The 25,904-nt window shown below is 58.4% G+C and carries 23 protein-coding genes; 13 read left to right on the forward strand and 10 right to left on the reverse strand.

What is annotated here, in order from left to right; all coding sequences use genetic code 11:
- The first annotated feature begins 9 nt into the window (after positions 1-9).
- Positions 10-1,146: a glycosyltransferase family 4 protein gene (locus tag QA643_RS10845; protein WP_283033156.1), complete on the forward strand. Its 1,137-nt coding sequence runs from the start codon at positions 10-12 to the stop codon at positions 1,144-1,146.
- A 286-nt stretch (positions 1,147-1,432) separates the two neighbouring features.
- Here QA643_RS10845 and QA643_RS10850 read toward each other — a convergent pair whose 3' ends face one another.
- The 3 genes from QA643_RS10850 to QA643_RS10860 form a co-directional block, all read right to left on the reverse strand.
- On the reverse strand, positions 1,433-2,647 hold the full coding sequence (locus QA643_RS10850; RefSeq protein WP_283033157.1) for a glycosyltransferase family 4 protein: 1,215 nt from the start codon (positions 2,645-2,647) through the stop codon (positions 1,433-1,435).
- A gap of 321 nt (positions 2,648-2,968) precedes the next feature.
- On the reverse strand, positions 2,969-5,155 hold the full coding sequence (locus tag QA643_RS10855; protein WP_283033158.1) for a Gfo/Idh/MocA family oxidoreductase: 2,187 nt from the start codon (positions 5,153-5,155) through the stop codon (positions 2,969-2,971).
- A 56-nt stretch (positions 5,156-5,211) separates the two neighbouring features.
- Positions 5,212-6,195, reverse strand: coding sequence for a glycosyltransferase family A protein (locus QA643_RS10860; protein WP_283033159.1), 984 nt, complete (start codon positions 6,193-6,195; stop codon positions 5,212-5,214).
- A gap of 320 nt (positions 6,196-6,515) precedes the next feature.
- On the opposite strand from QA643_RS10860, the gene QA643_RS10865 reads away from it, so the two are divergent.
- The 3 genes from QA643_RS10865 (at position 6,516) to QA643_RS10875 (ending at position 11,110) form a co-directional block, all read left to right on the forward strand.
- Positions 6,516-7,337 (forward strand): class I SAM-dependent methyltransferase, encoded by an 822-nt coding sequence (locus QA643_RS10865; RefSeq protein WP_283033160.1) that lies wholly within the window; start codon positions 6,516-6,518, stop codon positions 7,335-7,337.
- Positions 7,338-7,610: 273 nt separating this feature from the next.
- On the forward strand, positions 7,611-8,660 hold the full coding sequence (locus QA643_RS10870) for a WecB/TagA/CpsF family glycosyltransferase (RefSeq protein ID WP_283033161.1): 1,050 nt from the start codon (positions 7,611-7,613) through the stop codon (positions 8,658-8,660).
- A 182-nt stretch (positions 8,661-8,842) separates the two neighbouring features.
- Positions 8,843-11,110: a tetratricopeptide repeat protein gene (locus QA643_RS10875; RefSeq protein ID WP_283033162.1), complete on the forward strand. Its 2,268-nt coding sequence runs from the start codon at positions 8,843-8,845 to the stop codon at positions 11,108-11,110.
- Between the two features lie 124 nt (positions 11,111-11,234).
- Here QA643_RS10875 and QA643_RS10880 read toward each other — a convergent pair whose 3' ends face one another.
- The 3 genes from QA643_RS10880 to QA643_RS10890 all read right to left on the reverse strand — a co-directional run bounded on the left by QA643_RS10880 (position 11,235) and on the right by QA643_RS10890 (position 14,051).
- The gene (locus tag QA643_RS10880; protein WP_283033163.1) at positions 11,235-12,473 is read right to left on the reverse strand and encodes a hypothetical protein; all 1,239 of its coding nucleotides are present in this window, start codon (positions 12,471-12,473) and stop codon (positions 11,235-11,237) included.
- 31 nt (positions 12,474-12,504) lie between these two features.
- Positions 12,505-13,089, reverse strand: coding sequence for a polysaccharide biosynthesis/export family protein (locus QA643_RS10885; protein WP_283033164.1), 585 nt, complete (start codon positions 13,087-13,089; stop codon positions 12,505-12,507).
- 125 nt (positions 13,090-13,214) lie between these two features.
- Positions 13,215-14,051: an AAA family ATPase gene (locus QA643_RS10890; protein ID WP_283033165.1), complete on the reverse strand. Its 837-nt coding sequence runs from the start codon at positions 14,049-14,051 to the stop codon at positions 13,215-13,217.
- 193 nt (positions 14,052-14,244) lie between these two features.
- Between QA643_RS10890 and QA643_RS10895 the strand changes: the two genes are divergently transcribed.
- Positions 14,245-15,663 carry a sugar transporter gene (locus QA643_RS10895; protein ID WP_283033166.1) on the forward strand — a complete coding sequence of 473 codons (1,419 nt, stop codon included), beginning with the start codon at positions 14,245-14,247 and terminating at the stop codon, positions 15,661-15,663.
- A 147-nt stretch (positions 15,664-15,810) separates the two neighbouring features.
- Positions 15,811-16,494, forward strand: coding sequence for a CpsD/CapB family tyrosine-protein kinase (locus QA643_RS10900; RefSeq protein WP_283033167.1), 684 nt, complete (start codon positions 15,811-15,813; stop codon positions 16,492-16,494).
- Positions 16,495-16,500: 6 nt separating this feature from the next.
- Here QA643_RS10900 and QA643_RS10905 read toward each other — a convergent pair whose 3' ends face one another.
- Both QA643_RS10905 and epsI read right to left on the reverse strand, forming a co-directional pair.
- Positions 16,501-17,337, reverse strand: a complete 837-nt coding sequence (locus QA643_RS10905) for a serine protease (RefSeq protein WP_283033168.1) — start codon at positions 17,335-17,337, stop codon at positions 16,501-16,503.
- Positions 17,246-17,947 (reverse strand): exosortase-associated protein EpsI, V-type, encoded by a 702-nt coding sequence (gene epsI, locus QA643_RS10910; RefSeq protein WP_283033169.1) that lies wholly within the window; start codon positions 17,945-17,947, stop codon positions 17,246-17,248. The genes QA643_RS10905 and epsI overlap by 92 nt, the downstream gene beginning before the upstream one ends.
- A gap of 254 nt (positions 17,948-18,201) precedes the next feature.
- Here epsI and QA643_RS10915 point away from each other — a divergent pair, with 254 nt between their 5' ends.
- From QA643_RS10915 to QA643_RS10930, 4 genes are all read left to right on the forward strand, one after another.
- Positions 18,202-19,074 carry a hypothetical protein gene (locus QA643_RS10915; protein ID WP_283033170.1) on the forward strand — a complete coding sequence of 291 codons (873 nt, stop codon included), beginning with the start codon at positions 18,202-18,204 and terminating at the stop codon, positions 19,072-19,074.
- Between the two features lie 46 nt (positions 19,075-19,120).
- Complete coding sequence (locus QA643_RS10920) at positions 19,121-19,342, forward strand: XrtV sorting system accessory protein (RefSeq protein WP_283033171.1); 222 nt, start codon at positions 19,121-19,123, stop codon at positions 19,340-19,342.
- Positions 19,343-19,438: 96 nt separating this feature from the next.
- On the forward strand, positions 19,439-20,308 hold the full coding sequence (gene xrtV / locus QA643_RS10925; protein WP_283033172.1) for an exosortase V: 870 nt from the start codon (positions 19,439-19,441) through the stop codon (positions 20,306-20,308).
- 110 nt (positions 20,309-20,418) lie between these two features.
- The gene (locus QA643_RS10930) at positions 20,419-21,099 is read left to right on the forward strand and encodes a metallophosphoesterase (RefSeq protein ID WP_283033173.1); all 681 of its coding nucleotides are present in this window, start codon (positions 20,419-20,421) and stop codon (positions 21,097-21,099) included.
- Between the two features lie 48 nt (positions 21,100-21,147).
- Here QA643_RS10930 and QA643_RS10935 read toward each other — a convergent pair whose 3' ends face one another.
- Positions 21,148-21,465 (reverse strand): hypothetical protein, encoded by a 318-nt coding sequence (locus QA643_RS10935; RefSeq protein ID WP_283033174.1) that lies wholly within the window; start codon positions 21,463-21,465, stop codon positions 21,148-21,150.
- A gap of 67 nt (positions 21,466-21,532) precedes the next feature.
- Positions 21,533-22,732, reverse strand: coding sequence for a glycosyltransferase (locus QA643_RS10940; protein ID WP_283033175.1), 1,200 nt, complete (start codon positions 22,730-22,732; stop codon positions 21,533-21,535).
- 189 nt (positions 22,733-22,921) lie between these two features.
- On the opposite strand from QA643_RS10940, the gene QA643_RS10945 reads away from it, so the two are divergent.
- The 3 genes from QA643_RS10945 (at position 22,922) to QA643_RS10955 (ending at position 25,700) form a co-directional block, all read left to right on the forward strand.
- Positions 22,922-24,109, forward strand: a complete 1,188-nt coding sequence (locus tag QA643_RS10945; protein WP_283033176.1) for a glycosyltransferase — start codon at positions 22,922-22,924, stop codon at positions 24,107-24,109.
- An 831-nt stretch (positions 24,110-24,940) separates the two neighbouring features.
- Complete coding sequence (locus QA643_RS10950; protein ID WP_283033177.1) at positions 24,941-25,150, forward strand: hypothetical protein; 210 nt, start codon at positions 24,941-24,943, stop codon at positions 25,148-25,150.
- A gap of 403 nt (positions 25,151-25,553) precedes the next feature.
- Positions 25,554-25,700, forward strand: a complete 147-nt coding sequence (locus tag QA643_RS10955) for a hypothetical protein (RefSeq protein WP_283033178.1) — start codon at positions 25,554-25,556, stop codon at positions 25,698-25,700.
- Positions 25,701-25,904 lie beyond the last annotated feature (204 nt).

Here is a 25,904-nt window from a genome sequence, read left to right on the forward strand (position 1 = left end):
GAGGAAGCGATGCGAATTACGTTCATCCTGCCGACAGTCTCGTTGACCGGCGGGAACAAAGTCGTTGCCATTTACGCACAGAAATTGATGCAGAACGGCCATATTGTCAAATTGGTTTCTCCGCCTCCGAGACCGATGGCGCTACGAGCGAAGCTTCGGTCATGGCTGGTGGGGCGCGGTTGGCCCCCGGATGTGAAGAGTCTACAATCTCCCCTGGATGATGCTGATCTGGATCATACAGTGCTCGATCGCTGGCGTCCTGTCCGGGATCGCGATGTCCCTGACGCCGACGTCATCATTGCGACTTGGTGGGAAACAGCCGAATGGGTCAATGCGCTCGGACCTGAAAAAGGCGCCAAGGTCTACTTCATCCAAGGCCACGAGGTTTTTCCTTACCTTCCCACAGAAAGAAGCAAGGCAACCTACCACCTGCCGTTTCACAAGATCGTTGTTTCGAGATGGCTGGAAAAAATAATGACGTTAGATTATGGCGATCCAAACGTGGACTTGGTTCCAAACAGCGTTGACCACGGACAGTTCTTTGCGCCCATTCGGGGCAAGGGGCACACGCCTACAGTCGGATTTCTTTACTCGAGCTCCGCGCCGAAAGGTTTGGATGTTTTGCTCGATGCATTAACTATCGTTCGTCGCCGCTGGCCCGATCTGACCTTTGTTGCATTCGGTAGTCAGTTGCCGATTGCGTCGCTTCCACTTCCCGAACGGACGAAATACCATCATCGTCCTCCGCAGGACAAAATTCGCGACATCTATGCTGCCTGCGACGTCTGGGTCACCGCTAGTACGAGCGAGGGCTTCAATCTTCCGGCCATGGAAGCAATGGCCTGCCGTACGCCCGTCGTTTCCTCGCGGGTGGGCTGGCCCGAAGAGGCGGTCAAGACAGGGTGGAACGGTGTGTTGGTTGACGTCGATGACGTCAGCGGCCTTGCCGAGGGCATCGAATGGGTGCTTTCGCAGACCGACGAAGCCTGGCGAACGCTGTCGGCCAACGCCTTTGCGACGGTCGCTGAGAGTTCGTGGGAGGCCAGCGCCTTACTGTTCGAGGAAGCGCTGATCAGGGCGCAAGCCCGGGCGTCACGCGGAGAGATTTTGGGGGGGCGCGCCGGTCGCTGCGCTGGAAGAGGGTGAGATCAGGCTGGGCCGTGACGGCGCGCATTTCATGTCCCGGATACAAGCGTGCGTGAGTGCCGCAGGCGGGGCTGCTCTACTTTGCAGGGATTGTTTTCGCAATTTTTGTCTCCAACCTGCGGAGTGCCGTCGACGGAAGCCGCATGGTGGCTGCAACTGGCGCACTCCGACACCTGCCAAAGCACCTGGTCCTGACCGCGCGCCGTCGGCGCGGCGTAAACGTTCGAATGATTGTTCGTCCGATAGACGGGGCAGGCTCCAATCGATTTCACGGAGGGTTCCCGGACTAATTGAACAGCTTGTCGCAATCTTGCATCTTGGCTGTGGCAAATGTCGTCGACAAAATCCGATCGACGGCGGCCGGAAGGCTAAATGATCTGTCCAAGAACTGGAGCGATAATGCGTGACATTGGGATCGCAATTGGTGGTAAAGTTTCGGATCCTGGATCAATGATAGGATCGCGCGCACATAGCCTTCGATTTCGTCCGTTGCGACCTCGATCGTGGCAGCACCGATCACGTCCGCCGCGTGCGCGACCTCGCTGGTGATCACCGGCAGCCCGGAAAGCATGGCCTCCGCGCACACCGCCGGCACGCCCTCGGTGAACGTGCTGCGCGTTGGAATGATGACCGCGTGAGCTCTGGCATAGATATCGAGAAGATGTCTGCGTTCAACGTGTCCATGGATTAGAATGTTGATCGCGTCGTCGTATTTGACCATACGCTTCAGCTCCCGCAGCGCAGGTCCATCTCCACAAACCTCGAAGACGATCGGTGTCTCGCAGCGAAGCTGCAGTTGCCGGGCGATTTCTGGAATATCCAGGATTCCCTTGTTGCTCTCGGCGCGCCCAACGAATAGGACCCTGAAGGGACCTCCGTCATATGGGACGCCGAGCTTGAAGCCATCTCGTTCGAACTGGCAACGATATTGGAAGAACGCTGCGTTCCCGCGTGCCTCACCTGCAAATTGTCTCTCGCATTCCGGCGAAACGCCCACAGCGGCCAATGCCCCATGACGAAAGAACCTGGCATTGAGCCATCGAACAGTCCTTGCGACTGGACCGCGCGGAGCATGGCCCCGGGGCCAAAGTGCGTTGTGCATATCGACCAGGACTTTAATTCCCAGCATTCTAAAGAAGCAGAATGTAAACGGTGGGGCCGTGCCCAGATCAAGGATGGCCACGACCGCGCCAAATCTCCACGCGCGTCGCGCGAGATACAGCGCGTACCACATCCCGCAAATGTAGAACCAAAGCCCTGACGCCTCCGGAATCGGCTTTGGCCTGTTTTCGACGCGTATCGTGCCGTTCTGCAACTCATCCACGCGGGAATTGTACGAGATAGCGAGAACCTCGAATTCGCGGTGCCGGCAATAGGACAAGAACTGCTCGGAATAGGCGATACTGGTGCCACCGATAACCGCTCCGGCGATCGCGGCCTTCCGTGCTGCAACGATGTCGCCCGGCCCGAGAGCTGCAAATACCTTCGTGCTGATCGTCATTGGATTGCGACTGCTAGTGGATCCAGGTGGACGGTACTTCCTCGCAAACGCAAAATCCCTCCTACCGAGGCTGGAAAGGATTGCGCCGGCAATGCAAGTTTCGTAGCAATCGGCGCCAGCATTCCAGTTCAATAATAGATGTTGCAAGGTGAGTTCACCCGAACGCCACCGGCAGTATTCAATTTTCCCGTATTCGCGTGGAGCCGAACAAAGGTTTAATGAACGCTGAAGTCAAGTCCGGATAACTACTAGACCACAGCGGAAATCGGCGTCCTTTCTTTGCTGATGGTCTGCACCGGGAAGGTCGCCGATGTTGGCAGCTCACCTGACCGCAGCGAGCCAGCCGTCCAATACGTCGTGCACGCCTTCCTTTAGGATGCGCTCGCGCGTGGAGGCGGGCTGCCATCCGAGTTCGGAACGCGCCCGGGTGCAGTCGAAGATCGCCTTCTGCGTCCTGGTTTCCCAGTCGCGGTAACTCGGGATGCGGATCCTGTCAGGATGTCCTGTTGCCATCTTGATCACCCATTTGGCGAGGTCGGAAACATAGAACTGCCAGATCGGCCTATGAATGACCGACAGATTTATTCCGGAGCCCTTTTGCAATGCGTCCAGATATTCCTGCGCTGAAACCAGGGGATAGTCGATCAGGTTAAACGAGCGGCCCTCAATTCCCGGAACCTGAATGCCGCGAACCAGCGCCGCAGCCACGTCACTCGCAAGCACAAAGGGCAGCTTGTGGTGTCCGTCGCCCCAAACTTCGCACACATTCTGGTTGAATCGTCCGACACCCCAGTGGAACGGATTGCCACCCTTGCCGATGACAATGCCGGGCCGGAAAATCACCAGCGGCAGGCGGCTGCTGCGATACATCTCCATCAGCAGGTCTTCGGAAGCAGCCTTGGCACGCGAATAGTAGTCACGGCGCGATATGTGCGGATCCAGCGGCGTTGCTTCCGTGATCGTTCCAGCGCCGGACCCCGCGTAATAGGAAGCGATCGTTCCAGTGTAGATGAGCCGCTTCACCTTCGCTTCGAGACAAATTGCCGCAATCAGGCGCGTCGGCTTCACGTCGTAGTCCAGGTATTCCTGCCACGTCTTCGCGGGCGCGTGCGCCAGATGATAAACAAACTCGATGTCGGCCATGGCCGAGCGGAGATCCGCTTCATTGCGAATGTCGCCCCGAACGATGTCAAGACGTTCGCTCCGTAGTTCTTCCAGCACTGCTGACGAGCCGCGGATCATCGCACGCACGCCGTAGCCGCTAGACAGCAGTTGCTGGATGAGCTCCTGGCCTATGAAGCCGGATCCCCCGAGCACGAGGACGGTCGGCGTGACCGTCGCCAATCGCGTTGTGGTCGGCACGGCCCTCGGTTTCGGCACGATGGCGGCAGCCTCGATCGTATTGGCGCATTGTTCGATGACGTCGCGACCGCGTTTGCCATCAATGCGTTGATCGAGCGGCGCGGATCTCCGGATCGCTGAATAGAACGCCGCGATCGCATCCTGTATCGAGTTCTGGAACGGATTGCCGCGCCGGCTCAGCTTGAGCTTCCCCGTGACGTAGTCAAGCATGGTTCTGCGGGCTTGCGAGCGCAGTTGGCCGGCGAGCCTGTTGGTTCGCAAATAGCGATCGATATCCGGGTCGGAGGGGGTACCGCGATCGACGGTGCAGATATTGGCATCGAAATCGAGCGTGGCAGAGCCGAACAGACCGCGGACGAAGATTTTTCGCTGGGCAAATCCGGGGCCGAAATTGATGTCTATGCTCAGTTCCGCTGCCCCGACATTGGATCGTATTCGCCATCGCCGGAAAGCGCGCCCGCCTCCAGGCAACTCAACCTCCCGGTCGGCTATCACAGAGGGGCAGGCGGGTTGACCAAGAAGGTCCAGCACCGCGGAATATAGATGCGGCCCAGTTTCGAGCATCAGATTCCCGGGCTCGCGCAGCATCCAGCTATCGAAGGGCCCGAGTCTGATCTGCGGCATCTCGAACAGATGATGGATGGTGACGTGGCTTATCGGTCCTAGCGCGCCGCTTCTGACAGTGTCTCGCAATTGCCGATAAGCATCCGAGAACAGAAAGTTGTGGCTGACGCCAAGATATAGTTTTTTCTCCGTGGCCAACCTGACGAGTTCGTCGGCCTCGGCGACCGTGGTGCACATCGGCTTTTCCAGAAAGACGTGAACGCCAGCCTCGAGCGCTGATTTGGCCAGGCGGAAATGGTGGTCCGGAGGCACCAGCAGATGGACGCAGTCGATCCGTTGGGTCTGGAGCATGGACGATAGCGAATCATAAGCGAACGGCACGCTCCAGCGCTGAGCGAAGGCTTCGGCGCTACGAAGGTTTGCATCTGCTACACAGACGAGGTCGACCTCGGAGGTCGCTTGAATGGCCCGGGCATGAAAATCGGCGATATAACCGGTTCCAACGATTCCCGATTTGAGCGTCGTCCTATTTGCCTCGAGAGCACGAGAGCGAGAAGCATTGCTATGCGCATGTTCGTTCACAATTCGTTTGCCTGATTAATGGGAGGGGAGCGCGTTCAATTGGGAGCTATCGGCCGTCACTTATGCTCGATGATCGTTGGACGCCGTTTCAGCGATCGATCGCGGAAATAACGTAACGCTCCCAAACTTTCTGGAAATCGGGCGAGCACCTGAAAGAATGCAATCCTAGCCCGGTCACGGATGTCTCCGATCCCTGCAGCGATCAGTCGCAATACCTGAAGTGGGTAAACGAGGATCATCAGTGCCCAAACCGGTCCGAGGACGATTGCCGCGGCCACGCAAAGGGCAGGTATCCCTAGTCCCCACAGCAAGGCACGTCGGAGTTCCCACACGAAGTGCCGTTCTGGAGGGGCGCCATGCAGGTCTGCGCCTTGGGCAAACGCATAGCCGGCGCGCATGCTGCGCTTCCACCACTGACCGAAATGCGTCATTGCGGCGTCATGCGTCGCCATCCAGCGATCCAGTCGCCAAATGCGCCAGCGGGCTGCGCGCAATCGAACGCAAAGCTCATCCTCCTCTGCGGCGATCACGTCGTGCCGGTAGCCGCCGACGGCCTTCAGCGCAAGACTTCGATGCATCACGTTGCCGGCGCACGATGTGATTTCGCCGACCGGTCCATTCCATTCCTGCTGGCAAAGCCAATTGTAGATGGAGCGCTCCGGATAACGCTCGCGCAGCAATCCGCAAACCGCCGCTACGTCGACCTTCTCTTCCAAGAGCGAAATGGCGGCATCGGTCCATCCAGGCGTCAACACGCAATCACCATCGACGAACTGCACATACGCAAGTTGAGGTGCGATTTCCTGCAGGCGCCGGAAACCGGCGTTTCGCGCGCGCCCAGCCGTGAAAGGAACACTGTTGTCCAGCGTAACGATCTCTGCGCCCAGACTCCGGGCTCTCTCCACTGATCCGTCGGTCGAGCCGGAATCCACATAGACGACCCGGGCGGCGGCCGACAAGGACTTGATGCAGGATGCGAGGCGATCACCTTCGTTTCGCCCGATAGCAACTGCGCCGAACTCGATGGAACCTGCTGACATTTTATTTCACGACTTCCTCAAGCGCGGGCTGATCAATGTTCTCGTCGGGGCGGAAAGCCAAGTTCCAGTCGACTATCACCTTCGAAAATTGGGTCGGTCGTACGAGAATACGGGTTCTTTGCTATGATCTCCGGAGTGGGCGCCGTTCGCTTCCGCGGGCCGAAAGCGACCCGCGCCGGTTAGCACATGAGAGCGGCTGAGGGGCGGCCATTTTGGACTTTTAAATCGGGGTCCGCTTTTAACATTAAGAAGAGGAAAGATAGGCGGGAGAGACGTGTACATGTTAAAATAACCGGGTTCGTCGGCTCCGGAGTAGCGAATTGTCCAACGAAAAGTCTCTACAATCCGAAAAATACCTTAGTCAGGTGGATATTCACTCGCAGTGGCAGTCGGACTATCTAAACCCCGAGCTCGATCGGTTCTACGACCTTGCCTTCGCTGATATTGTCAAAGTCCTCAACGCTCGGCCGCAGGACAAGATACTCGATGCGGGCTGCGGGTATTGCTACCACACGACACGGCTCGCCCGAAGTGGGGCGACCATCACGGCCGTCGATTTCTCAGACGCCGCGCTCGCTGCCGCTCAGCACACGATCGCAAGGGCCGGCGTCGCCGATCGGGTAAATCTTCAACAAGCCGACCTGACGAAATTGCCTTTTCCCGACAACTCGTTCGATTTTGTCGTGAGCTGGGGCGTCCTCATGCACATCCCGGAACTGGAGGCGGCGCTTGCGGAGCTCTCGCGTGTGCTAAAGCCAGCCGGCGTACTCGTTCTCTGCGAGAATAACGTCAACTCTCTCGATGTGACCATTCGCGAGCGGGCCGTCAATGTCATCAAGAAACTGATAGGGAGAACAGTTCCCGAAATGCGAAAAACCAAAAGTGGAACAGAGGCTTGGATTAAAGAGGAAGGGGGCGGGCTGATGGTTCGGAAGACGAGAATTTCCTTCCTTGCTGAATTCCTGAAGACAAGGGGCCTGATTGAGTTCGAGCGAACGGCCGGACAGTTCACGGAACTCTACACCAACCTGCCGTCGAAGACCCTGAAGCGACTCGTCTATGCCTTGAACATGCTCTATTACACGCGTGTTAGACTGCCATCGCCCGCGATGGGGAATATAATTTATTACCGCAAAATATAGCGTATTATCGTTGATATTAATCAAGAACTTAGAATCCAAGGGGTCCAGGGTTTCAATTCTAGCCGCGCTCAAGTAATATTTTATTAATTAAATGCCGAGATGCCGGGCCGTTAATTCTAGAGAGCAATTGTGACCAGGACAGTCCGTTTAATTCATTCCATGGCGGCACCTGCGCGGGAGGACGCCTCGTTGCCTGTAATCGGGCCGACAGAGAGGATCCGTCCCATCCCTGACGATTTGTCACGTAGCGTATACGGCATGCTCGGAATACCGGTGGATGCAATTGATTTTTCCAGTCTCCTGCGATCGATGGCTGAAGCCGTCGATAGCCGAGCGCGTTTCCTGATTTCTACGCCGAACGTCAACTTCCTGATCAAGAGCCAGCAGCACCGCGAATTTCGCGAAGCCATGCTGCTTAGCGACTTGTGCCTTGTCGACGGGATGCCGCTGATCTGGATTGCGAAGCTTCTGAGGATCCCGATTCATGAGCGAATTGCGGGCGCAGACCTTTTTGGCCGGCTCAGATTGGCCAATGAAAGCGCACGCCCGTTGAGGGTATTCCTGCTTGGTGGGGCGGAAGGTACAGCGGCCAAAGTGCGTGACAAACTCAACGCTCACAAGTGCGGACTGGAGTGCGTAGGGGTACTTAATCCTGGCTTTGGATCAATCCAGGAGATGAGCACGACGCGTATTGTAGACACCATAAATTCCAGCAAGGCAGATCTGCTGGCCGTGTTCTTTGGTGCGGAGAAGGCCCAGGCTTGGCTGATGCACAATGATGCGCGCCTTCAGATCCCGCTACGGGCCCAGTTTGGCGCCACGATCAATTTTGAAGCTGGTACAGTCAAACGTGCGCCACCGCTCCTTAGAAGCACGGGCTTCGAGTGGCTGTGGCGGATCAAGGAGGAGCCGTATCTCTGGCGGCGCTATTGGAGCGACGGAAAGGCTCTGCTTGCCATGCTGGTCAGCTGCGTGATTCCACTTATGCTGGCCGAGCGGCGCTTGCAGGACGTCGGTGAGCTCTCGGTCACGAGGACCGAGGATCACGGCTCCGTGACGCTTCGGTTGCGTGGGGCCGCCGTGGCCGACCATGTTGAAATTGCCATCGAACAGCTTCGTGATGCGCTCGACAGCGGAAAACGGGTAATCCTTGACGTTTCGCAGACGCAGCACATCGACGCCAGATTCTTTGGGTTGCTCCTGATGGTCCGGAAGCAGTTAGCCAGCAGGGGACAGACACTGCTGTTTGAGGGGGTATCGGCAAGGTTGCGGCGAATATTCCGACTCAACAGATTCGAATTCCTCCTGCCGCAGGAAGCGTGATAGCAGAGGAGCAATGTGAGTATCCGGCCGGTTTGGTCGTACGACACTGTTTAGGGTCAAAGATGAAGCAGCCAGTTTCTCATTTTTTTCACATTCGCAGCGGACTAGCACTCTTGCTTGTAGCGTTCGTAGCGGGCTGCGGATCGCCGGAAGAACGTGCACAAAGCTACTATGAGAGCGGAATGGCTCTCATTGAAAAGAAGGACGACCTTGAGGCGCGGAAGGAACTCCTGAAAGCCGTCAAGTACAAGAGCGACAAGGTCGAAGTCTGGAGAGCCCTCGCGGGGATCGATGAACGGACAAAGGCGACCTCACTTTTTCTCGATTTGCGCCGGATCGTCGAACTGGACCCCAACGATTTGAACGCCAGATTAAAGCTTGCTCGGATCATGGTTGCCGGCGGAGCTGCCGAAGCGGCCCTTCGGGTCGTCGATGCGGCGAACGAGGGGGACAAGCCGAGCGCCGAGCTCCATGCCCTAAGGGCGATCATTCTCCTGCGAACAAACGACAATCCCGGAGCAATCCGCGAAGCCCAGCGAGCACATGATATCGACCCCTCGAACCTCGATGCGATCTCATTGCTTGCGTCGAAGAAGGTTACGGATGGTGATCTAGACGGCGCTTTGAAGCTCCTCGATTCAGTTCCCGCGGATAGGGAAGAAGCGCGCATTACGCTGCAGAAGATCGATGCGTATGCACGCAAGAAAGATTTGGCGAAAGCCGAAGAGCTGCTGCGCAAGCTGATTGCGCAAAATCCCAAGGAAGCGGCATACCAGGCTCAGCTCCTGCAGTTTCTCATCGCGCAGCGAAAGTTCGTGGAGGCCGAGAAGGAATTTAGAACGAGGACCGAAGCCAACCCGACCGACACCAAGATCGGACTGGATCTCGTTCGCTTCCTGGTCGCCACGAAGGGAGCGGATGCTGCGAGAGCGGAGCTGGAAGCGCGTATCAAGGCAGGTGGCGATGACTTCGACTATCAGATCGCGTTGGCTGAGCTGAACCTCGGGCAAGGCCGAGCGGATGATGCGGTCCGCGCACTGCAGAAGCTTGCGGGCACTGCTGCCACGCCCGACAAGAAGCTCGCCGCACAGGTCAAACTTGCCGAGGTCTATCTTGCCAAGAACGACAAGGCGGCTGCCGAGCCGTTGATTACGGATATTCTCTCGAAGGATCGCCGAAACAGCGGCGCCCTGCGGTTGCGGGCGGCCATGAACATTGACATGGGCCAGCTCGACAGCGCCATTTCCGACTTGCGAGAGGCGCTCAACGATCAGCCGAAATCGGTTGACCTACTGTCATTGATGGCTGTGGCGTACGAGCGCAGCGGGAAGGGCGAGTTGGCCGACCGGCAGTATGCCGACGCGCTCAAAGCGTCCAACTCCAATCCCGACGTCGTCCTTCGGTATGTCGCGTTCTTGCAACGAAAGGGTGACTCAGCCCGGGCCGATGAGATCCTGACGGAAGCTGCCAGCCGCAACTCCGGCAATCTCCAGATCTGGTCATCCCTCGCGCAGGTCAAATTGAGCCGTCAGAACTGGTCGGGCGCGCTAGCAATTGCGGATGCCCTTGGCCGGGTTGACGGGGCGCGTGTGGCTGCTGATCAGATCCGCGCTGCGGCGCTCGCGGGGCAGAACAAGATCGAGGAAAGCATCGCGGCGCTTGAGGCTGCGCACAAGGGGGCACCGGACGCGCTGCAGCCGGCGCTGTCGCTTGCTTCGGCATATGTGAAACAAGGCAAGCCGGACAAAGCTTCGGCGCTGCTGCAGACGATGAGCGATAAGGTTCCGGCCAATGCTCAGGTCCTGGTGTTCCTGGGCCAGGCCAAACTGGCGCAAAAGAAGAACGATGAGGCGCTGCAGAGCTTCAAGAAAGCAGTTGCGCAGCAACCAAAGGAGCCTGCGGGATACACTGCCCTGAGCGAGTTCTACATTCAGAACAAGGACTATGACGCTGCCGACAAAGTGCTGCAGGCCGGACTTGCCGAATTGCCGGGCAACGTCGCTTTCCGCCTCACCCAGGCTGGATTGCAGGTCCAGCGTGGAAACAATGAAGGGGCGATCGCTCAGTACGAGGCGATCCTGAGGGATCAGCCGAATTCCTTGGTTGCAATCAACAATCTCGCGAGCCTGTTGCTCGACAATCGCAGCGACAAGCCCAGCATTGATCGTGCGTATGAACTGGCAGAAAAGTTGAAGGGGTCCAACGCACCGCAGTTGCTGGATACTTGGGGGTGGGCCCAGTACAAGCAGGGCGATGTCAAGGCGGCGGTCACCACGCTCGAGACGGCGGCGGCGGGGGCCGCTAATCTTCCGGCAGTTCAATACCACCTCGGCATGGCCTATGCGGCGGCCGGGCAAACCGAAAAGGCGGCCGAACGGTTCAAGACGGCATTTTCGCTTGAGCCTGATGGCACCCCACTGAAGGCCAGTATTCGTTCTGCGATGAAATGAGCGCCAGCAAGCGGATGACTCGAAGGAGCGGATAACTGCTCTCGCGGGACAATGCCATGCGTTGCCCAAGGGATCATGCTCATCAAACAAGTTGAGCGGAAGACGATCTCAGTTTGCCGTCCGGCTAGTTGCCGGAAGGCAAGACAGTCCAGTTGTGCGTTACGACAAACATCACGCTGTGGGAGTCTGCAGGACCCGTTCCGGAAACCGTGGGCGTGCCGGTGACCGGATCGAAGATCGTGGTGCCGGTGCTCGCGAAGCGATGCAGGTAGCGATAGGTGGCGGACGCCAGCCATTCGCGAGTGAGATTGTAGCTGTAGGTCGCCGATGCCGAAGCGTAGTCGGTCGTCGTGGTCGATATCTGCCTGTTGCCGCTCGCTGAAAGCGTGAGAGTGGATCGAGCATTGATGCTGTGGGTCAACGAGGCGACAATGGAATCGCGCTTGAATAGCGAGCCGACGATGCTTGGCCCTACCGACTGGATCGCCGTGACGGCCAGGGTCGTGCTCTTCAGCATCCGATAGGTCAGGACCGCGTCGCCGATCCAGTCGGCGACCGCACTCGATACGGGCGTCGTCGACGTAGTGCCTCCGAATGCCGAACTCGAAAATCCTCGGTCAGTCAGAAGATAGGCAACGCCGGCATTGGCACGAAAAGAAAGTACCGCCGATAGGGTCGCGTCGAAGCCGGCTTGTTCTCGAAAAATCTGTACTTGCGTGTTGAAGGCATTGCCATATTCGAGCAGCTCGTATTCGGACGACAGGTTGATCGCTGTGACAGGGCTTAGCTGCCGGCGCCAGTTGCCCCGCGCAAGTGTGTCTGTAAATGGTGTGCCACCGCTCGACGGCTCGTAACTTGTACGGGTGGATGACGCAAATAGGGATACGGTGTCATTTGCGGTAATCGCACGGTCGATTCCGCCTGTTGCTGTAAGCTGGTTAAGAAAGCCCCCGGTCGGTACGGCAACACCGAGTTCGTTTAAGAGCGCGAGAGAGGTGCTCTGCTGTCTCCAGCTCGCCTCGACATATTCCCGATCGAACCTGGTCTTTTCCATCTGCTCGTAGCGCGCCCTGAATCCATAGTTCAGGAATTCTGATGCGGTGCCGGCGACACCCGGACCCCAATACTTCTTGTAGGTACCGTCGCCCGCAAAGATGAATTTCGATGTCGGCGTGCGCGCCTCCGCGTCGGCAGTGAGCGTCGTATAGGACCCTACCGATCCTGCCGGCGAGGAACGCAAGAACTGGTTGCTGTTGAGTTCGACGGTTTCCGATTCGCTGGCCGTAATCGACCAGTCGAACGCAAATGCCACGGACGGCGCCATGCCAAAGCACACCGAGACTGCTATGGCAGCTCTCTTCACGATGCTTCTCGCTCCCGTCGAATGTCAGGCCTCACTCAAACAAGCGCCGCTCCGGAACCATGATGACATCGCCGGCACGCAAGGTGATGTTACCTTCCAAATCGTCCCCAGCCTCATAAGCGCGGTAATTGAACATGAAAATTGTCTCGTCCCCGCCGGGTCCCTTGCGCCGCACCTGGATGCGGTTCTTCGCTGCAAACGGGCCGATCCCGCCCGCCAGCGCGATCGCCTGCATCAGCGTCGTCTTCTGCCTGACCACATAGGAGCCGGGCTTGATGATCTCACCCGTGATGAAAATCTTTGGCTTGAGGTCGTCCTCCGGGATCTCCTTCGGGGCGGCGACCACGGCGACCGTGACGTCGAGATTCTCGTCCTTGTAGTTGTTCTTGAGCTTGTTCTTGAGAATGTTCTCGAGCGCTAGCGGCGTGAGCCCGCGCGCCCGGATATGGCCGGCGAGCGGGAACGCGATCTCGCCGGAGGGGTCGACGACAACGGTCCGATCCAGCTTCGGGTCTTGCAGAACCGAGATGCTCAGGCTGTCGCCCGATTTCAGGGTCTGTGCTTTCGCCTCCGGAATCAGGAAGACAACACAGAGCAGTGCCAGCAGGATTCGCATGTCATTCCCCCTAATCTCGTCGACAAAAGGCCCGCAAACAAAGACATTTAGGGCCGTCGTGTGGGATTCTCCCGAACACGCAGCCCGCCGTTCAATCCTACGGGAAGCTAATTGAAAACAAATACTTAGGGAACCCGCGAGAACTCTTTCATCGGAAAAATGCTGTACTGTTGCTTGTCTGCAATAACGTCGCGGACGATCTGATCCGAGATCACCCGCTGATCATTGGCAAAGCCGTAAACCAGCGCGGTATCGCACAAGACGTTGATCATCCGGGGTATTCCCCCGCTCGCGGACGCGAGCAATGCGCAGGCCTCCTGGGTGAACAGGGGACGGCGGGCACCCACCGCTTGAAGGCGGAATGCGATGTAGTTGGCCACCTCCCGCTCGTCGAGCGGCCGGAGGTGGAAGTCCGAGGAAATCCGCTGCGCGAACTGATGCAGCTTTGGCGCCAGCAGAAGGTCGCGGAGCTGCGGTTGTCCGATCAGAATCAGCTGCAGGATCTGGAACTTGTCGGCGTTGATATTGGAAATCATGCGCAGGTGCTCGAGCGCCTCCGGCTCGAGATTTTGCGCTTCGTCGATGATCAATATGGTGCGTCTGCCATTGGCGAACTGGCCGTACAGGAAATCTTGTAATTTTTTGAAAAGATTAGGGTAATCACCATCGAATGGTTGCCCAAGCGACATCAGGATCCACTGGAGCAGTTCCTGCCGGCCCTGGGGGGAGTTCGAAATCAGGCCGATGGTGATTGCCGGGCTGACCTTCTTGAGCAGATGTCTAACCAGGGTGGTCTTGCCGGAACCTATTTCCCCTGTAATGACGGTAAAGCCGGCGTTGTTCATGACGCCGAACTCCAGCATCGTGAACGCCATGGAATGCATCTTGCCCCAGTAAATAAGGTCGGGGTCGGGGAGAATTGAGAAAGGTTTCTCCCGCAGCTGATAAAATGCTTCGTACATTGAACTTCCTTAGCCCGGCCACAGACCTCTTATAGCGCAGTTCGTTGGATTCCCTTGCTATCTTCGACCCATTTCTCTGATCTACGTAAACTCGCCCAGTCTAGCGGCCCTCGGAACCATTAAGATTGAAATTTAAAATGTCCCGTTGCTGAACAACTGTTCATTAAATCCTTCAAGATTGATGCTAGGATCGGTGTCGGAGCGATCCGCTGATCATTCCGCGACACTGTTAACCTTGCAGGCGCGCCAACAGACGCTCGGACGAGACATGCTGCAGAAAGTTGAATTTGAGGACGAGTTTCAGGCGGCGCAAGAGGATCGCAGCTACCTGTTGCAGCCCTCTTTCTATTGGGAAATGTTCAAGCGGCGCTGGGCCTATTTTGTCCTGCCGTTCGTCGCGATCCTGAGCGCAGGCGTCGCGGCGGCCATGTTGTGGCCGCCAACCTACCTTTCCGAAGGGCGGATACTCGTTCAATCGCAGCAGATTCCATCCGAACTGGTACGGCCGACGGTGACCAGCGCCGCGCAGGAGCGCATTCAGGTCATCCAGCAACGGACCATGACGCGCGACAACCTCATCGCGATCGCCGACAAGTTCAAGCTGTTCCCCGAGAAGCGCGCGCTGATGTCGCCGACCGAGCTGGTCGCCGAGGTCAAAAAACACACCAAGATCGCGCCGGTCGACCTGCAACTGGATTTCAAACAACGCACGCGGGCGGCACTCGAAAATCCGACGATCGTTTTCTCGGTCGGATTCGAGTACGGTACTGCCACTGTGGCGGCGCAGGTTGCCAACGAACTGATGACGCGGATCCTGAACGAGGACCTTCGCGATCGAACCAGCCGCGCGACGGATACGACGAAGTTCCTTGGCCGAGAAGTGCAGCGGCTTCAGGCCGAGAACAATGCGCTCGATGCCAAGATCGCGCAGTTGCGCCTGACGCAGGGCAAGCCGGTGACCGGTGGCTCCGACCAGCCGACGACTCTCGCCCAGCTCAAGGCCGAATTGATCCAGAAGGGTGCCCTCTATTCGGAGCGGCACCCGGCCATCCAGTCTCTGAAGAAGCAGATCGAAGCCCTTGAAAAGGTGGCTTCCGCGTCGGTGCCTTCGAATGATGCCGCGACGGCGGCCAGCCTCGAAGCCATGGTCGCGCAACAGGAAAGCTTGCAGAAAAACCTGGATGAGGCCTCGGCAAAATTGGCCGCCGCGCGGCTCGGCGAAAATCTCGAAAAGGACCAGCAGTCCGAGAAGCTCGAAATCATCGAGCAGCCTACCGTTCCGCAAGAGCCGGTCAGGCCCAATCGGTTGAAAGTCCTAGCGTTGGCAATTGCGGCTGCTTTTGCCGGCGGAGCGGGACTGGCCTTCCTGGTCGAAATCATGGACACGGGAATCCGTAGAAGCAATGATCTTCTGTCGGTGGTCGACGGCAAACTGATCGTTTCAATTCCCTACATCACGACGGCAGCGGAATTGCGCGCGAAGCGACGACGCATGTTCCTTTTGCTGGGAGCATTCATGCTGGTTGTGGTGGGGTTGTTGGTTGCTGCCTACCTGTTCCTACCCCCGCTCGATCTGATCATTGCCAAGGCCAGAGTCGGGCTGTTTCGATAATTGCGGAGTCACGCAGTGGATTCAATAAAACATGCTGTCGAACTCGCGCGAGCTGCCGAGACGGTTCATCAGCCGGGCGCCTTGGGTGGACCTTCGCTGGCGGCTGACGGGGGGCTGCACCGTTCGACGGAGGCGCAGTACAACGAAGTGCGCCTGAACGCCGACCACCTCGAAAACAATCGAATCGTGGCCTACGGCACGTCGGGTCAAAACGGCCGCTATTACGACATGCTGCGCACGCAGGTGCTGCAGGAAATGGATAAGAAGAGCTGGCAGTTCGTGGCGGTGACGTCGCCGACCGCGGGGTGCGGGAAATCCGTCACGGCCTGCAATCTCGCGCTGAGCATTTCCCGGCTTCCCGAACGATCGGTGCTGCTGGTTGACCTCGATCTGCACCGCCCGGCGGTCGCAAAATATCTGGGCATCAACGGCACTGGCGGCGTTCTCAGCGTGCTCGAGGGTCGCGCGCCGCTTTCGTCGGCGGTCGTGCAGGCAAGCGTTGGCCCCAACAGAATGCTGGTGCTGCCCGGATCGGTATCGTCGTCTTCTTCGGAATGGATGGCGTCGCAGACGATGGGCGCGCTGCTCCAAACCATCAAGCGGGACTTCAGGTCGCGTATCGTCATCTTCGATCTTCCGCCGCTGCTGCTCGGCGACGACGTGATTTCGATCCTGCCCCGGATGGACACGACCTTGCTCGTGGCTGGCGTCGGCAGCACGTCACTCTCCGACATCAAGGAATGTCAGAAACACCTGCAGCGCACACCTGTCGTCCGTGTCGTCGTCAACAAGATCACCGAGGCCGTGGGATCGTATTACGGCTACTGTTAGCGGCTTTTACAGGCGCAGATCGGCCGGCAGGAATGCGGCAATCTCCGCTGCCGGAACGAAGTACTTGGCGATATCTCGCGTCTCCGGTTTTGCGGCGCCGAGCCGGGTTTGCGATTGGGAAATCTTCCGGCTCATGATGCCGAGCAGGCACTTGCGCTTGACGTCGAACACCCCTGATCCCGAATTGCCCGTGCGCGCCACATCGGCGATCACCGTGTTGAACCGCTTGCGCGTATCGGCTGGCAGCCGGTCGGGTGCGAGAATGTGAGAACGCACCGCAGATCCCGGAACGATGGTCACGACTTCCTGGCCGGGCACGGGCGGGGCGCTGCAGATCACGTTCCGCCGAAGCCACAAGCGCGCAGGAAGAAGGTCTTCCTCGACCGACAGCAGTGTGAGATCCGTTCCCTCGAAGCTGCCTTCCTTGACGACGCGAGTTGGATATTCCACGCCGGCAATGGCGACCTTGGGGCGCGTCAGCCAGCTCCGGCCTGCGACATGCGCCGCCGTGATAAACAAACCTTTGCCGAGATAGATGCCGGCTCCGGGGCCCCAGTTCTGCATCGGCGTCTGATGAATGTGCACCGCGTACGGCAGCAGCGTGTCGTCAGTGTCTTGCGCTAAAGCAGGCTGCCAGAGGATGAGCGAAATGAATGCGCCCCAAAGCAGGGCCGCGCGCATAGGCTTAAAGGCGCGTCGCTCAAATACCGAAATCACCCCCCAGATCAGCGCCTGGGACTTGCCGGGATCTTCAGCTCGCGCCCGTAAAGAACTTGAGTTCTTGGGGCGGAATGGCGGCGAGCAAATCGCGGATAAACTGATCCTGGAGCTTGAATGATACATCCTTCGGCAAACCGATCGTGGAGACCCTGATCAAGGCGCCATCGGGAATGATCCCGCGGAGGCCGTACTTCAACCGGCTCAATTGATGGTCGACGACGCCGTTGGCGATGTCATTGCCGACCCGCAGCCAGTAGGTAACAGGTTCGTACCGTGACTCCCTCGCCGCGATCAACCGCGTCATCTTGATGGGCTGCGTGCCGCCTCGGTAGCTCATCGCAGCATCCGCTTTTTCCGAGATCCGGAAACCATTGGCGGTATAACAAATCTCCGGGCGGTGGGACTTCAGCCGGTAGTTCTGCACCGGACCGTAGGCGACCATCAGCATGACGATGTTACCATGCCCGTCCGTATAGCCCCGGCCCACTTCCTGGCTGTAAATTTTGCCCGCGAGAGGATCCGGCTGGACGTATGCATCGGGATCTACGGGACGCACCGGGCTGACTTCCGGAACCAAGGTCCAGGTTCCAAATTTCCGCGGAATGACCGATTCAAGGCTCGGGGAGGCTGATGTGCGGGCCATGAGTTGGCGGGGCGCCAGCACCGTCGCGAGTACCGCACATCCCACGATTGCGATGCATGCCAATATGATCTGGATTCGAGGATATTTCATTGAGGCCCACAACAATCTTCAAGAGTTAATTGAATTAGCCGTTTCAGTTCAGGATATATCCCGGGCGGGGCACTTTGCAGTCAAAAGAAAGAGATAATAGGCTACCCGAACGAAATTAACATAAATAACGGAAATTGCAGCAAAAAAGCGTTATCTGCTCGACCCGGACCGGCGGGGCCGTTAGTCATGTCAGCACTGATGCGGGTGACCTGTTGTATGTTTCGGCGGCTCATTTGGATGCACGGAGTTCCTGGATGAAGGGTATATCCATTAAGATCGCCCGGCTTGCCGTTTTGCTCGTCTGTGGTGCAATCACCTTGGCTGGATGTGGCAAGAAGACCGATCAGCCTGCGGCCTCCAAAGGCCAGGTGGTTGCCCGCGTTGGCGAGGAAGTCGTGACGACCCAGGATCTCGAGAACGAGTTTCGTTGGGCGAACGTGCCGCCGGACAAACAGAAGGAGCCGGAAGTCGTCAAGCGTGTCCTGGGCGAACTGGTCGTACGGAAATATCTGCTGCGCCAGGCCATGGCTGCAAAGCTTGATCGCGAGCCGAGCGTACTGCTCGACCTCCTGCGGTCGCGTGAACAGATTCTCGAGAATGCGTATCTGCAGCGAACGGCGGCGGCCAAGGCGCCGGGCAAGGCGGACATCGACCGGTACATTGCCAACAACCCGGCGAAATTCGCCGGCCGGAAACTGCTAAGCGTTGAACAGATCGCATTCCCATTGGGCCCGACCGTCCAGTCCTTTGTCGAAGCGAACAAGAACGCCAAATCGCTCGATGAGATCGACGAGAAACTCACCGCCGCCGGTATTCCGCACGGCCGGCAAATGGCCGCCCTAAACAGCGGCGATTTGCCGCCGGAGTTTTACGGATTGATCCAGGCTAAAAAAGCCGATGACGTCTTCTTCGTTCGCTCGGGCCAGAACGGCGTGTTCTTCAAGGTCAAGGGCGAAGAAGCGCGTCCACTCGAAGGAGAGGCCGCTGCCAATCTTGCGCGGCAGTTGATGCGTGCGGACGCGGTCAAGGCAGAGCTCGGGATTGCGACCTATTCGGCGAATCTCGAAGCGAAATACGAAGGTGAGTACGCGAAGATCATGCAGCCGGGAGACGGAAAGCAAAATTGAGCGGCACGCTGGTTCGCGAATGTTCCCTGAGGGCGTATAGAGTGAGATGACGACGTTCTTTGATATATTGACCGTGACATGTTTCGTGGCGCTGGTGATCGCCTTCTTCCAGTTTACCGAGCGAGACAACCGAACATTGCTGCATTTCATGCTGGCGGGTATCGTGTTCGCCGTCGCCAACCAGGTCGGAAATGCGGGATCGTTCTATCTTGCGCTGGTCCTGATACTTGCCGGCGCCAGTTACGCGGTTTTGATAGCCCGAAGATGATGGTTCACTCCATTAATGGTAAGTGGACTGGATTAGGAGCCTGTTGGTATTGAAATGACATATTCGCAAGTGATGCCATCCGCGAAGGCAGGTTTTTTGGGCCCTTTTTTATGGCCGGCGCTGCTCGGCGCCTCCGTGATCATTGCTTATGTCCAGACCGTGCTCAGCCTGATCGATGGACCCTGGCAGACGGAGCAGGAGGGGCATGGTCCGCTCATCATCGCCGCCTCGCTGTGGCTGGTTTGGCAATCGCGCGAGAAACTGCGGGCAGTTGAAATTTCTCCGGCTCCCATCCTGGGATGGCTCTCGCTTCTCGGCGGCCTGGTCATTCTTTACCTCGCCCGGATTCAGCAGGGGCTTGTCACCTTCGAAACCTTTTCCCTGATTCCGGTCATCGTCGGCTGCGTCCTGATTTCGGTCGGATGGCCGGCGTTGCGAGTTCTCGCGTTTCCGATCGGTTTCCTGATCTTCGCCGTGCCGATGCCCGACTGGCTCGTCGATGCCGCGACCGTTCCGCTGAAGGTCTTCATTTCAAACGTCGTTACCAACGTCCTCTATGCAACGGGCTTCCCGGTCGCGCAGAACGGCGTGATGATCATGATCGGAACCTATCAGCTCCTGGTCAAGGACGCCTGCTCCGGGATGAACTCGATTTTCGCCTTGTCAGCGATCGGTGTCTTCTATGCGTATGCGTTTCGCTGGCAGGAGAAGGTCCGGAGCCTGTTGCTGCTTGCGGCGATCATACCCATCACTATCATTGCGAACTTCTTCCGCGTCTTCGCATTGGTCCTGATCGCGTATTACCTCGGCCCTGACATGCTCGAAGGACTTCTGCACGATCTCACCGGCATCGGCCTCTTTGTGGTCGCGGTCCTTCTGCTGTTCCTGTTCGATGCTTTCCTCGGCCTTTGCTTCGCGCTGGTGCGCCGCGTCCGCAATCGCTCCGCGCCGGCGACTGCGGTCTAAGTTTCGCAAACTGCGGCACCTCGCGGACCGCGCCTTGACGTGCTTTACTCGCGCTTCCTTGTTGCGAGATAGCTCGCTGACTTCTCGACCGCTTGTTGACGAAGGTTGCCGTGAGCCGAACCTATGCCATACCCGACCTTCATGGCCGGCTGGATCTGTTAGATCGCGCAATCGAGGCGGTCGAGCGTCACGCGGACGGCAAGTCCTTTACCATTGTGACGTTGGGCGACTACGTCGATCGCGGGCCACACAGCAGACAGGTCGTCGAGCGTCTCATGGGTTGGCGACCGAACGAAGCGAAGGTCGTTAATCTGAAGGGCAACCACGAGGCCATGATGAGCGCGGTCTGCGCGAACCTGGCTGAACTCGACTGGTGGCTCCAGAACGGCGGAGCAGAGACAGTCGCGTCTTATGACCTAGATCCGACGCGGCCTGATCTGCGCGCGGTCCCTGCGGGCCATCTGGAATGGATCGTCAGTTTGCCGCTGCTGCACGTCGATCGGCACAGAATTTTCGTCCATGCCGCGATCGATCCCAAGGCTCCGCTCGATCAGCAAAACGAAGAAACGCTGCTATGGAAACGTTACCCCGCTGGCGCCGATGTCGGGCACGGGCGCCGGCATGTTGTGCACGGTCATCATGCGGATCGGCGCGCTCCAATTGCAGGCAAACATAAAACTAATCTCGACGGGATGGCCTGGAAGACGGACCGGCTAGTCGTCGGAGTGTTTGAAGACGACCAGCCGGGCGCTGCTTCCGAATATCTTGAAGTGTTTGGCCGCGGAATCTGATTTGTCATACGGCCATGGCATCGCTGTCACTATCAGTAACTATCGCTGCTAATAACAGCGCCGTCCCTGCCGGTCATGGGGCACATAATCCGTACCTGGCGTGGGATAGTAGAGCTGTCCGCAGGCGCCTGAATTCACCGGCGCACCCTGAATATCGAGCTTCCTGTCCAGCGCATTCGGCGAGGCGGTCTGGTCGCTGCTGCCGCGGCCGTAATATTGTCCGCTGTACTGACCGTTGAACTGCCCGCCATATTGGCCACCGTACTGCCCGCCATAGCGGCCGCCGTACTGCATGTTGACCTGACCAATCGCCGGCTGCATCGAGCCGATCATCGTCGCAATCGCCGGTGCAAGCAGGATCCTCATTTCACTTCTCTGGAAGCGCGAGTGAGGGGCAGGGGGCGCCGCCGAATTTGCCGGCTATGCCGCCGAGCTAGGCTTCTATCAGGGCGACCAGCTTAGCCGTTTCCGTGTTCACATCATGGCGCTGCAATACCCGTTGGCGGGCATTTGCTCCCATCTGCGCGATCTTGTCAGGCGCCGTTCCGAGGCATTCCTCCATCCCTGCGGCCAGCCGTTCGAGGTCGCCGGCGGGAACCAGCCAGCCGTGTTCGCCTTGCTGAACCAGTTCCGGAATGCCTGCAACGAAAGTGCTGATTACCGGCCGGCGCAGCGCCATGGCTTCCATAATGACGACCGGCAGGCCTTCGGCGAAGCTCGGGAGCACCAGGGCGCGGGATGCGAGAATTTCGGCACGGACCTCCTCGCTGCTGATCCATCCGGTTATTCGCACGCTCTCTGCCAGCTTGTATTTTGCGACAAGCGTCTCGATCTCGCCGCGCATCTCGCCATCGCCGGCCAGCACCAGCTCGAATTTGACTCCGCGTTCCGCCAGGAGACGCGCCGCCTCGATCAGGAGCAATTGTCCCTTCTGTTCACACAGCCGGCCCACGCAGACCAATCGCCGTTCGTGGCCCGAGGCCGCAGTCACATCGGTTTCATGGAAAGCCGGTTCGAGGCCGCAATGAACCACCTTGATCTTGTGCCAGTGGGAGTGGGGTACATTGCGAAAGAGCTGGCTCCGCCCGAAGGAACTGACCGCCACGACAAAGCGCGCCCGCCGGATTTTCTCGGGCAGCGCGATGAATTTCGGCTTGTCAAACTCCTCGGGGCCGTGGGCCGTGAAGCTCCAGCGTGGTCCCCCTAGTTCCCGTGCAAGCATTGCGACTTCGGCGGAGTTGGTTCCGAAATGCGCATGCAGGTGCTCCACCTTTTCACTGCGCAGCCACAGGACCACCTGACAGGCTTCGAACAGATAAATTAAATGAACGGGAAGGGGACGCTCGGCCCGCCGACCGACCCTGAGCGTCAGTACCAGCGAGCGAAAGAGCCCGGCAGGATTGGTTATCAAGATACGGAGGAAGGCGGCCAGCAGCGGCGCCGGACCGCCGCGCAGCACGTAACGCGTGCGTTCCTGTTCGAGCCGATCTTCGGCACCGCGCTGCGGATCGGCCCAGCCGCGCAAGGATATTCGCAGGACCTCGTGGCCAAGGCGCTCGAGCGCCAGGATTTCGCGCCGGATAAAACTGTGGCTGACCGCCGGATAGTGGTTAACCAGATAGGCGATCTTCATGAAAAAGGAGCTCTCCCGAACCTGCCGCAAAAACGAGCTCGAAAAATAACCATTTCGGGCTCTCATCGTATTATCTGTTTGAGAAATATAGTAGTAATCGACAGCTAAGCGGGATATTTATAGCGGACTTGGTTACTCGCTTTTTGCCTGAAAAAACCTTAAGTCAAACGTTTCGAGATCGGTTGTGAAATGTTGATCTTGGCCGCTCTGGCTGGATTGCTCAGCGTTCCCGTCGCTGTCCTGCTGCTCGAAGTGATTGCGGCGCTCAAGGCGCCGAAATTGCAGCCGCTCGAAGTCCAGGAATTAAATATCGAGAAGCGCGTCGCAGTCATTGTTCCCGCGCACAATGAGAGCACGGGCCTCATTCCAACGCTGCACGATATCAAGCTACAGCTTGGCGCGGCAGACCGCCTGATCGTCGTCGCCGATAATTGCACCGATGATACTGCGGCGGTCGCGGCGGCTTCGGGAGCCGAGGTTATTGTCCGCAACGACCTGGAGAGAATTGGCAAGGGTTTCGCGATGGGATGGGGCATCGCTCATCTCAGCCACGACCCGCCCGATTTCGTGCTCTTCGTCGATGCCGACTGCCGGCTCCAGGTTGACTTGATCGGCGCACTCAAGCGCGTCTGTCACCAGGTTCAGCGGCCGGTGCAGGCGTTGTTCATGATGCAAAGCGCCGAGAATTCGCCGATCAATCACAGCTTCGCCGAGTTCGCCTGGATTCTCAGAAACTGGATTCGCCCCCTTGGATTGCGCAATCTCGGTGGTCCCGTTCAGTTGATGGGAACGGGAATGATGTTTCCCTGGGATGCGATCAGTTCCGTTCCATTGGCCAGTGGCCACCTTGTGGAGGACCTGAAGCTCGGTCTTGATCTCGCAGAAGCCGGCAAGGCGCCATACTTCTTCCCTTTCGTGCAGATCACCAGCACATTTCCGACCAGCGCCAAGGGGACCGAGAGCCAGCGCCAGCGCTGGGTGCAGGGACACCTCGGCACCATCGGCAAATTCGTTCCGCGGCTTCTTGCGGTCGGTTCGATGCGTGGCGACATCAATGTGCTCGCGCTTGCGTTCGATCTTCTGGTGCCGCCACTGTCGTTGCTTGCCCTGTTGATCGCCGGGACGACGTTCCTGACCTTGTCGGCCGCTCTGCTTGGCGGAGGATGGCTGCCCGCTCTGATCGCATGCGGCAACCTTGCGGCATTTATTCTGTGCGTTTTTCTGGCTTGGTTTAGATTTGGACGTCAGGTTTTTCCCGCCCACGAGGCATTGTCGTTCGGAGCCTTTGCGCTAAAGAAAATCCGGTTCTATTGCCGGATGCTGATCGGCGGGACAGCGTCCCAATGGATACGGACGGATCGGTCGACGCCCCGTTAGTGTCGTCGTTTTTTTTCCGCCAAATCCCCAAACGGGTCACGCAACCGTTATCGAACTCCCCTAAAGAACTCGCCGACGAAAAGGGCAATTGGGTGTCCCGGTCGCATCACAGCGTTTGACTGGCACACCGCTTGCTTGAGCTGGCAGGCAGAGGAGGGGCCATATGAAAGCGCATAGCCGCACGACCGTTCTGCCGAAACCAAAGAAGCCGAGGAAGGCTTCGAAGAAGCAGCCGGCCGAAACTATTGCCGAGCGATATATGGAATTGCGACGCCTCCGCGAGCGCCTGTCGGAGGCGGAAGCTCTGCGAAGTTCACAGTGATGAAATCGAAATTGCGCCAGGGACTGGCTCAGCCGCTCTACCTGACGGCGATCGGGATCGCCATGGTTGGCTGGCTGTGGGCGATATTTACCGGCGTGGAATGGCTTTTGGGGGTCTAGCGGGCCCCCCGGGTACATCAGGCTCCGGGGCAGCCGAGAGGCCTCCCAGGCCAGCCTAGGGGGCGCCTGCTGCCCTTGCCCGAGCTTTCCCCGTTAGTGCCGATCCTCTCACACCCGCTGCTGTTGCATTCCTGCCGCTGCGCACAAGAATCGGCCGCGTCCAAACACGCAGGCATACTTCTCGCCGCCTTTGTAAGCTATCAAGCCGCCTCAGAGCCGTTCATCTTGAGTCGGCGGGGCATAGGCGAATCCAGCGGCAGGCTTGTGAATGCGCCCCCGGCTGGGTTCTGCCTCGGACCGGCATCGAGTTCGACAAGCGGCTTTGGGGTTGCGGCGTGCCCCTCCGGCGTGAGGCCAGGCGGGCGCCAGATCGAGCAGGGGACTAGGGCCGTGTCGGATAGACTGACAAGCGCGCTGCTTGCTGCGCTGAACGAATCGACCGAGATCAAGGAGAGTGACTGGCTGACGCTCGAAAGGGCGCTGCGCGGCCAGTTGGACCGGGTCGAGAGCGTGCCGGCCACCGAGCCTAACGCAGGCCTGGAGAACCGGTTCGCCGCCACGGTATGCTCGGGAATGGCCAAGATCCGGGCGAGCCTCTGAGCGAACCGGCGTCGGCGGGCGGGCCCGGCAAATCCTGGGGCGACCGGGTAGCTCATTTAATTCGTCAAGCAGATTTTCAACAGGCGCTGAGCTGCCGCATTTAATTTGGCAACGTCGGAAAGCTGCGGGACAGGCCCCTTCAGGGCAGCCGATTCGCGGACGAAGGTTAACAGCGCCAGCTCCTCGCATTGACGTCCGGTCATTGTTGAAAGGCCGCTGAGCAGACTGTCTTTTGCTGGTAGAATGCCAGTCGATCCATTTTAGGCGTGCCATGCGCAATTTATTGATTGTCCTGTCTGGCATCCTGGCGTTGGGCGCGGAGGCGTTCGCGCAGGAGCGTGGTCGAATCCAGCGTCCGCCACCATCACCCGCCGAAGCGGAGCGAATCGCCTCGGAGATGGCGATGAATGACACGCTGCTGCAGAAGGGCGATATCGTCGTAACCGATCGGGGTTATTACGTCTTTCGGGGAATAGCCGCAGACGGCGTGACCAACGAGTTCACCCGGATTCCCCATCCCGCAAGCGTCCCGCGGGCCCCTCGGAATTGACAGCGCACGCTTCGGTTAATGTTTATCACGGCTTTTTGACTGCTCTACGCCAATCGAACGCCACCCCGTCGCATGTTCAGCGACCAATGTAATGAAAGCGGCGCATTCCGAATAAATCGCTCGATCTCGAACTGCCGCACATGGGGATGGATCGTTTTGCTACAAATAACGCATTCAGATTGTTAACGATAAACGCTCGCCCTG

The organism is Bradyrhizobium sp. CB3481, assembly GCF_029714305.1.
GTDB lineage: Bacteria > Pseudomonadota > Alphaproteobacteria > Rhizobiales > Xanthobacteraceae > Bradyrhizobium.

Bases quoted from the DNA above. Each gene is read 5' to 3' on its own strand.
- QA643_RS10885 (WP_283033164.1), bottom strand. From the start codon at position 13,089: ATGCGAATCCTGCTGGCACTGCTCTGTGTTGTCTTCCTGATTCCGGAG.
- epsI (WP_283033169.1), bottom strand. From the start codon at position 17,947: ATGAAATATCCTCGAATCCAGATCATATTGGCATGCATCGCAATCGTG.
- QA643_RS10845 (WP_283033156.1), top strand. From the start codon at position 10: ATGCGAATTACGTTCATCCTGCCGACAGTCTCGTTGACCGGCGGGAAC.
- QA643_RS10935 (WP_283033174.1), bottom strand. From the start codon at position 21,465: ATGAGGATCCTGCTTGCACCGGCGATTGCGACGATGATCGGCTCGATG.
- QA643_RS10955 (WP_283033178.1), top strand. From the start codon at position 25,554: ATGAATGACACGCTGCTGCAGAAGGGCGATATCGTCGTAACCGATCGG.
- QA643_RS10890 (WP_283033165.1), bottom strand. From the start codon at position 14,051: ATGTACGAAGCATTTTATCAGCTGCGGGAGAAACCTTTCTCAATTCTC.
- QA643_RS10875 (WP_283033162.1), top strand. From the start codon at position 8,843: ATGGCTCTCATTGAAAAGAAGGACGACCTTGAGGCGCGGAAGGAACTC.
- QA643_RS10945 (WP_283033176.1), top strand. From the start codon at position 22,922: ATGTTGATCTTGGCCGCTCTGGCTGGATTGCTCAGCGTTCCCGTCGCT.
- QA643_RS10915 (WP_283033170.1), top strand. From the start codon at position 18,202: ATGAAGGGTATATCCATTAAGATCGCCCGGCTTGCCGTTTTGCTCGTC.
- QA643_RS10860 (WP_283033159.1), bottom strand. From the start codon at position 6,195: ATGTCAGCAGGTTCCATCGAGTTCGGCGCAGTTGCTATCGGGCGAAAC.
- QA643_RS10920 (WP_283033171.1), top strand. From the start codon at position 19,121: ATGACGACGTTCTTTGATATATTGACCGTGACATGTTTCGTGGCGCTG.
- QA643_RS10940 (WP_283033175.1), bottom strand. From the start codon at position 22,732: ATGAAGATCGCCTATCTGGTTAACCACTATCCGGCGGTCAGCCACAGT.
- QA643_RS10850 (WP_283033157.1), bottom strand. From the start codon at position 2,647: ATGACGATCAGCACGAAGGTATTTGCAGCTCTCGGGCCGGGCGACATC.
- QA643_RS10905 (WP_283033168.1), bottom strand. From the start codon at position 17,337: ATGTATCATTCAAGCTCCAGGATCAGTTTATCCGCGATTTGCTCGCCG.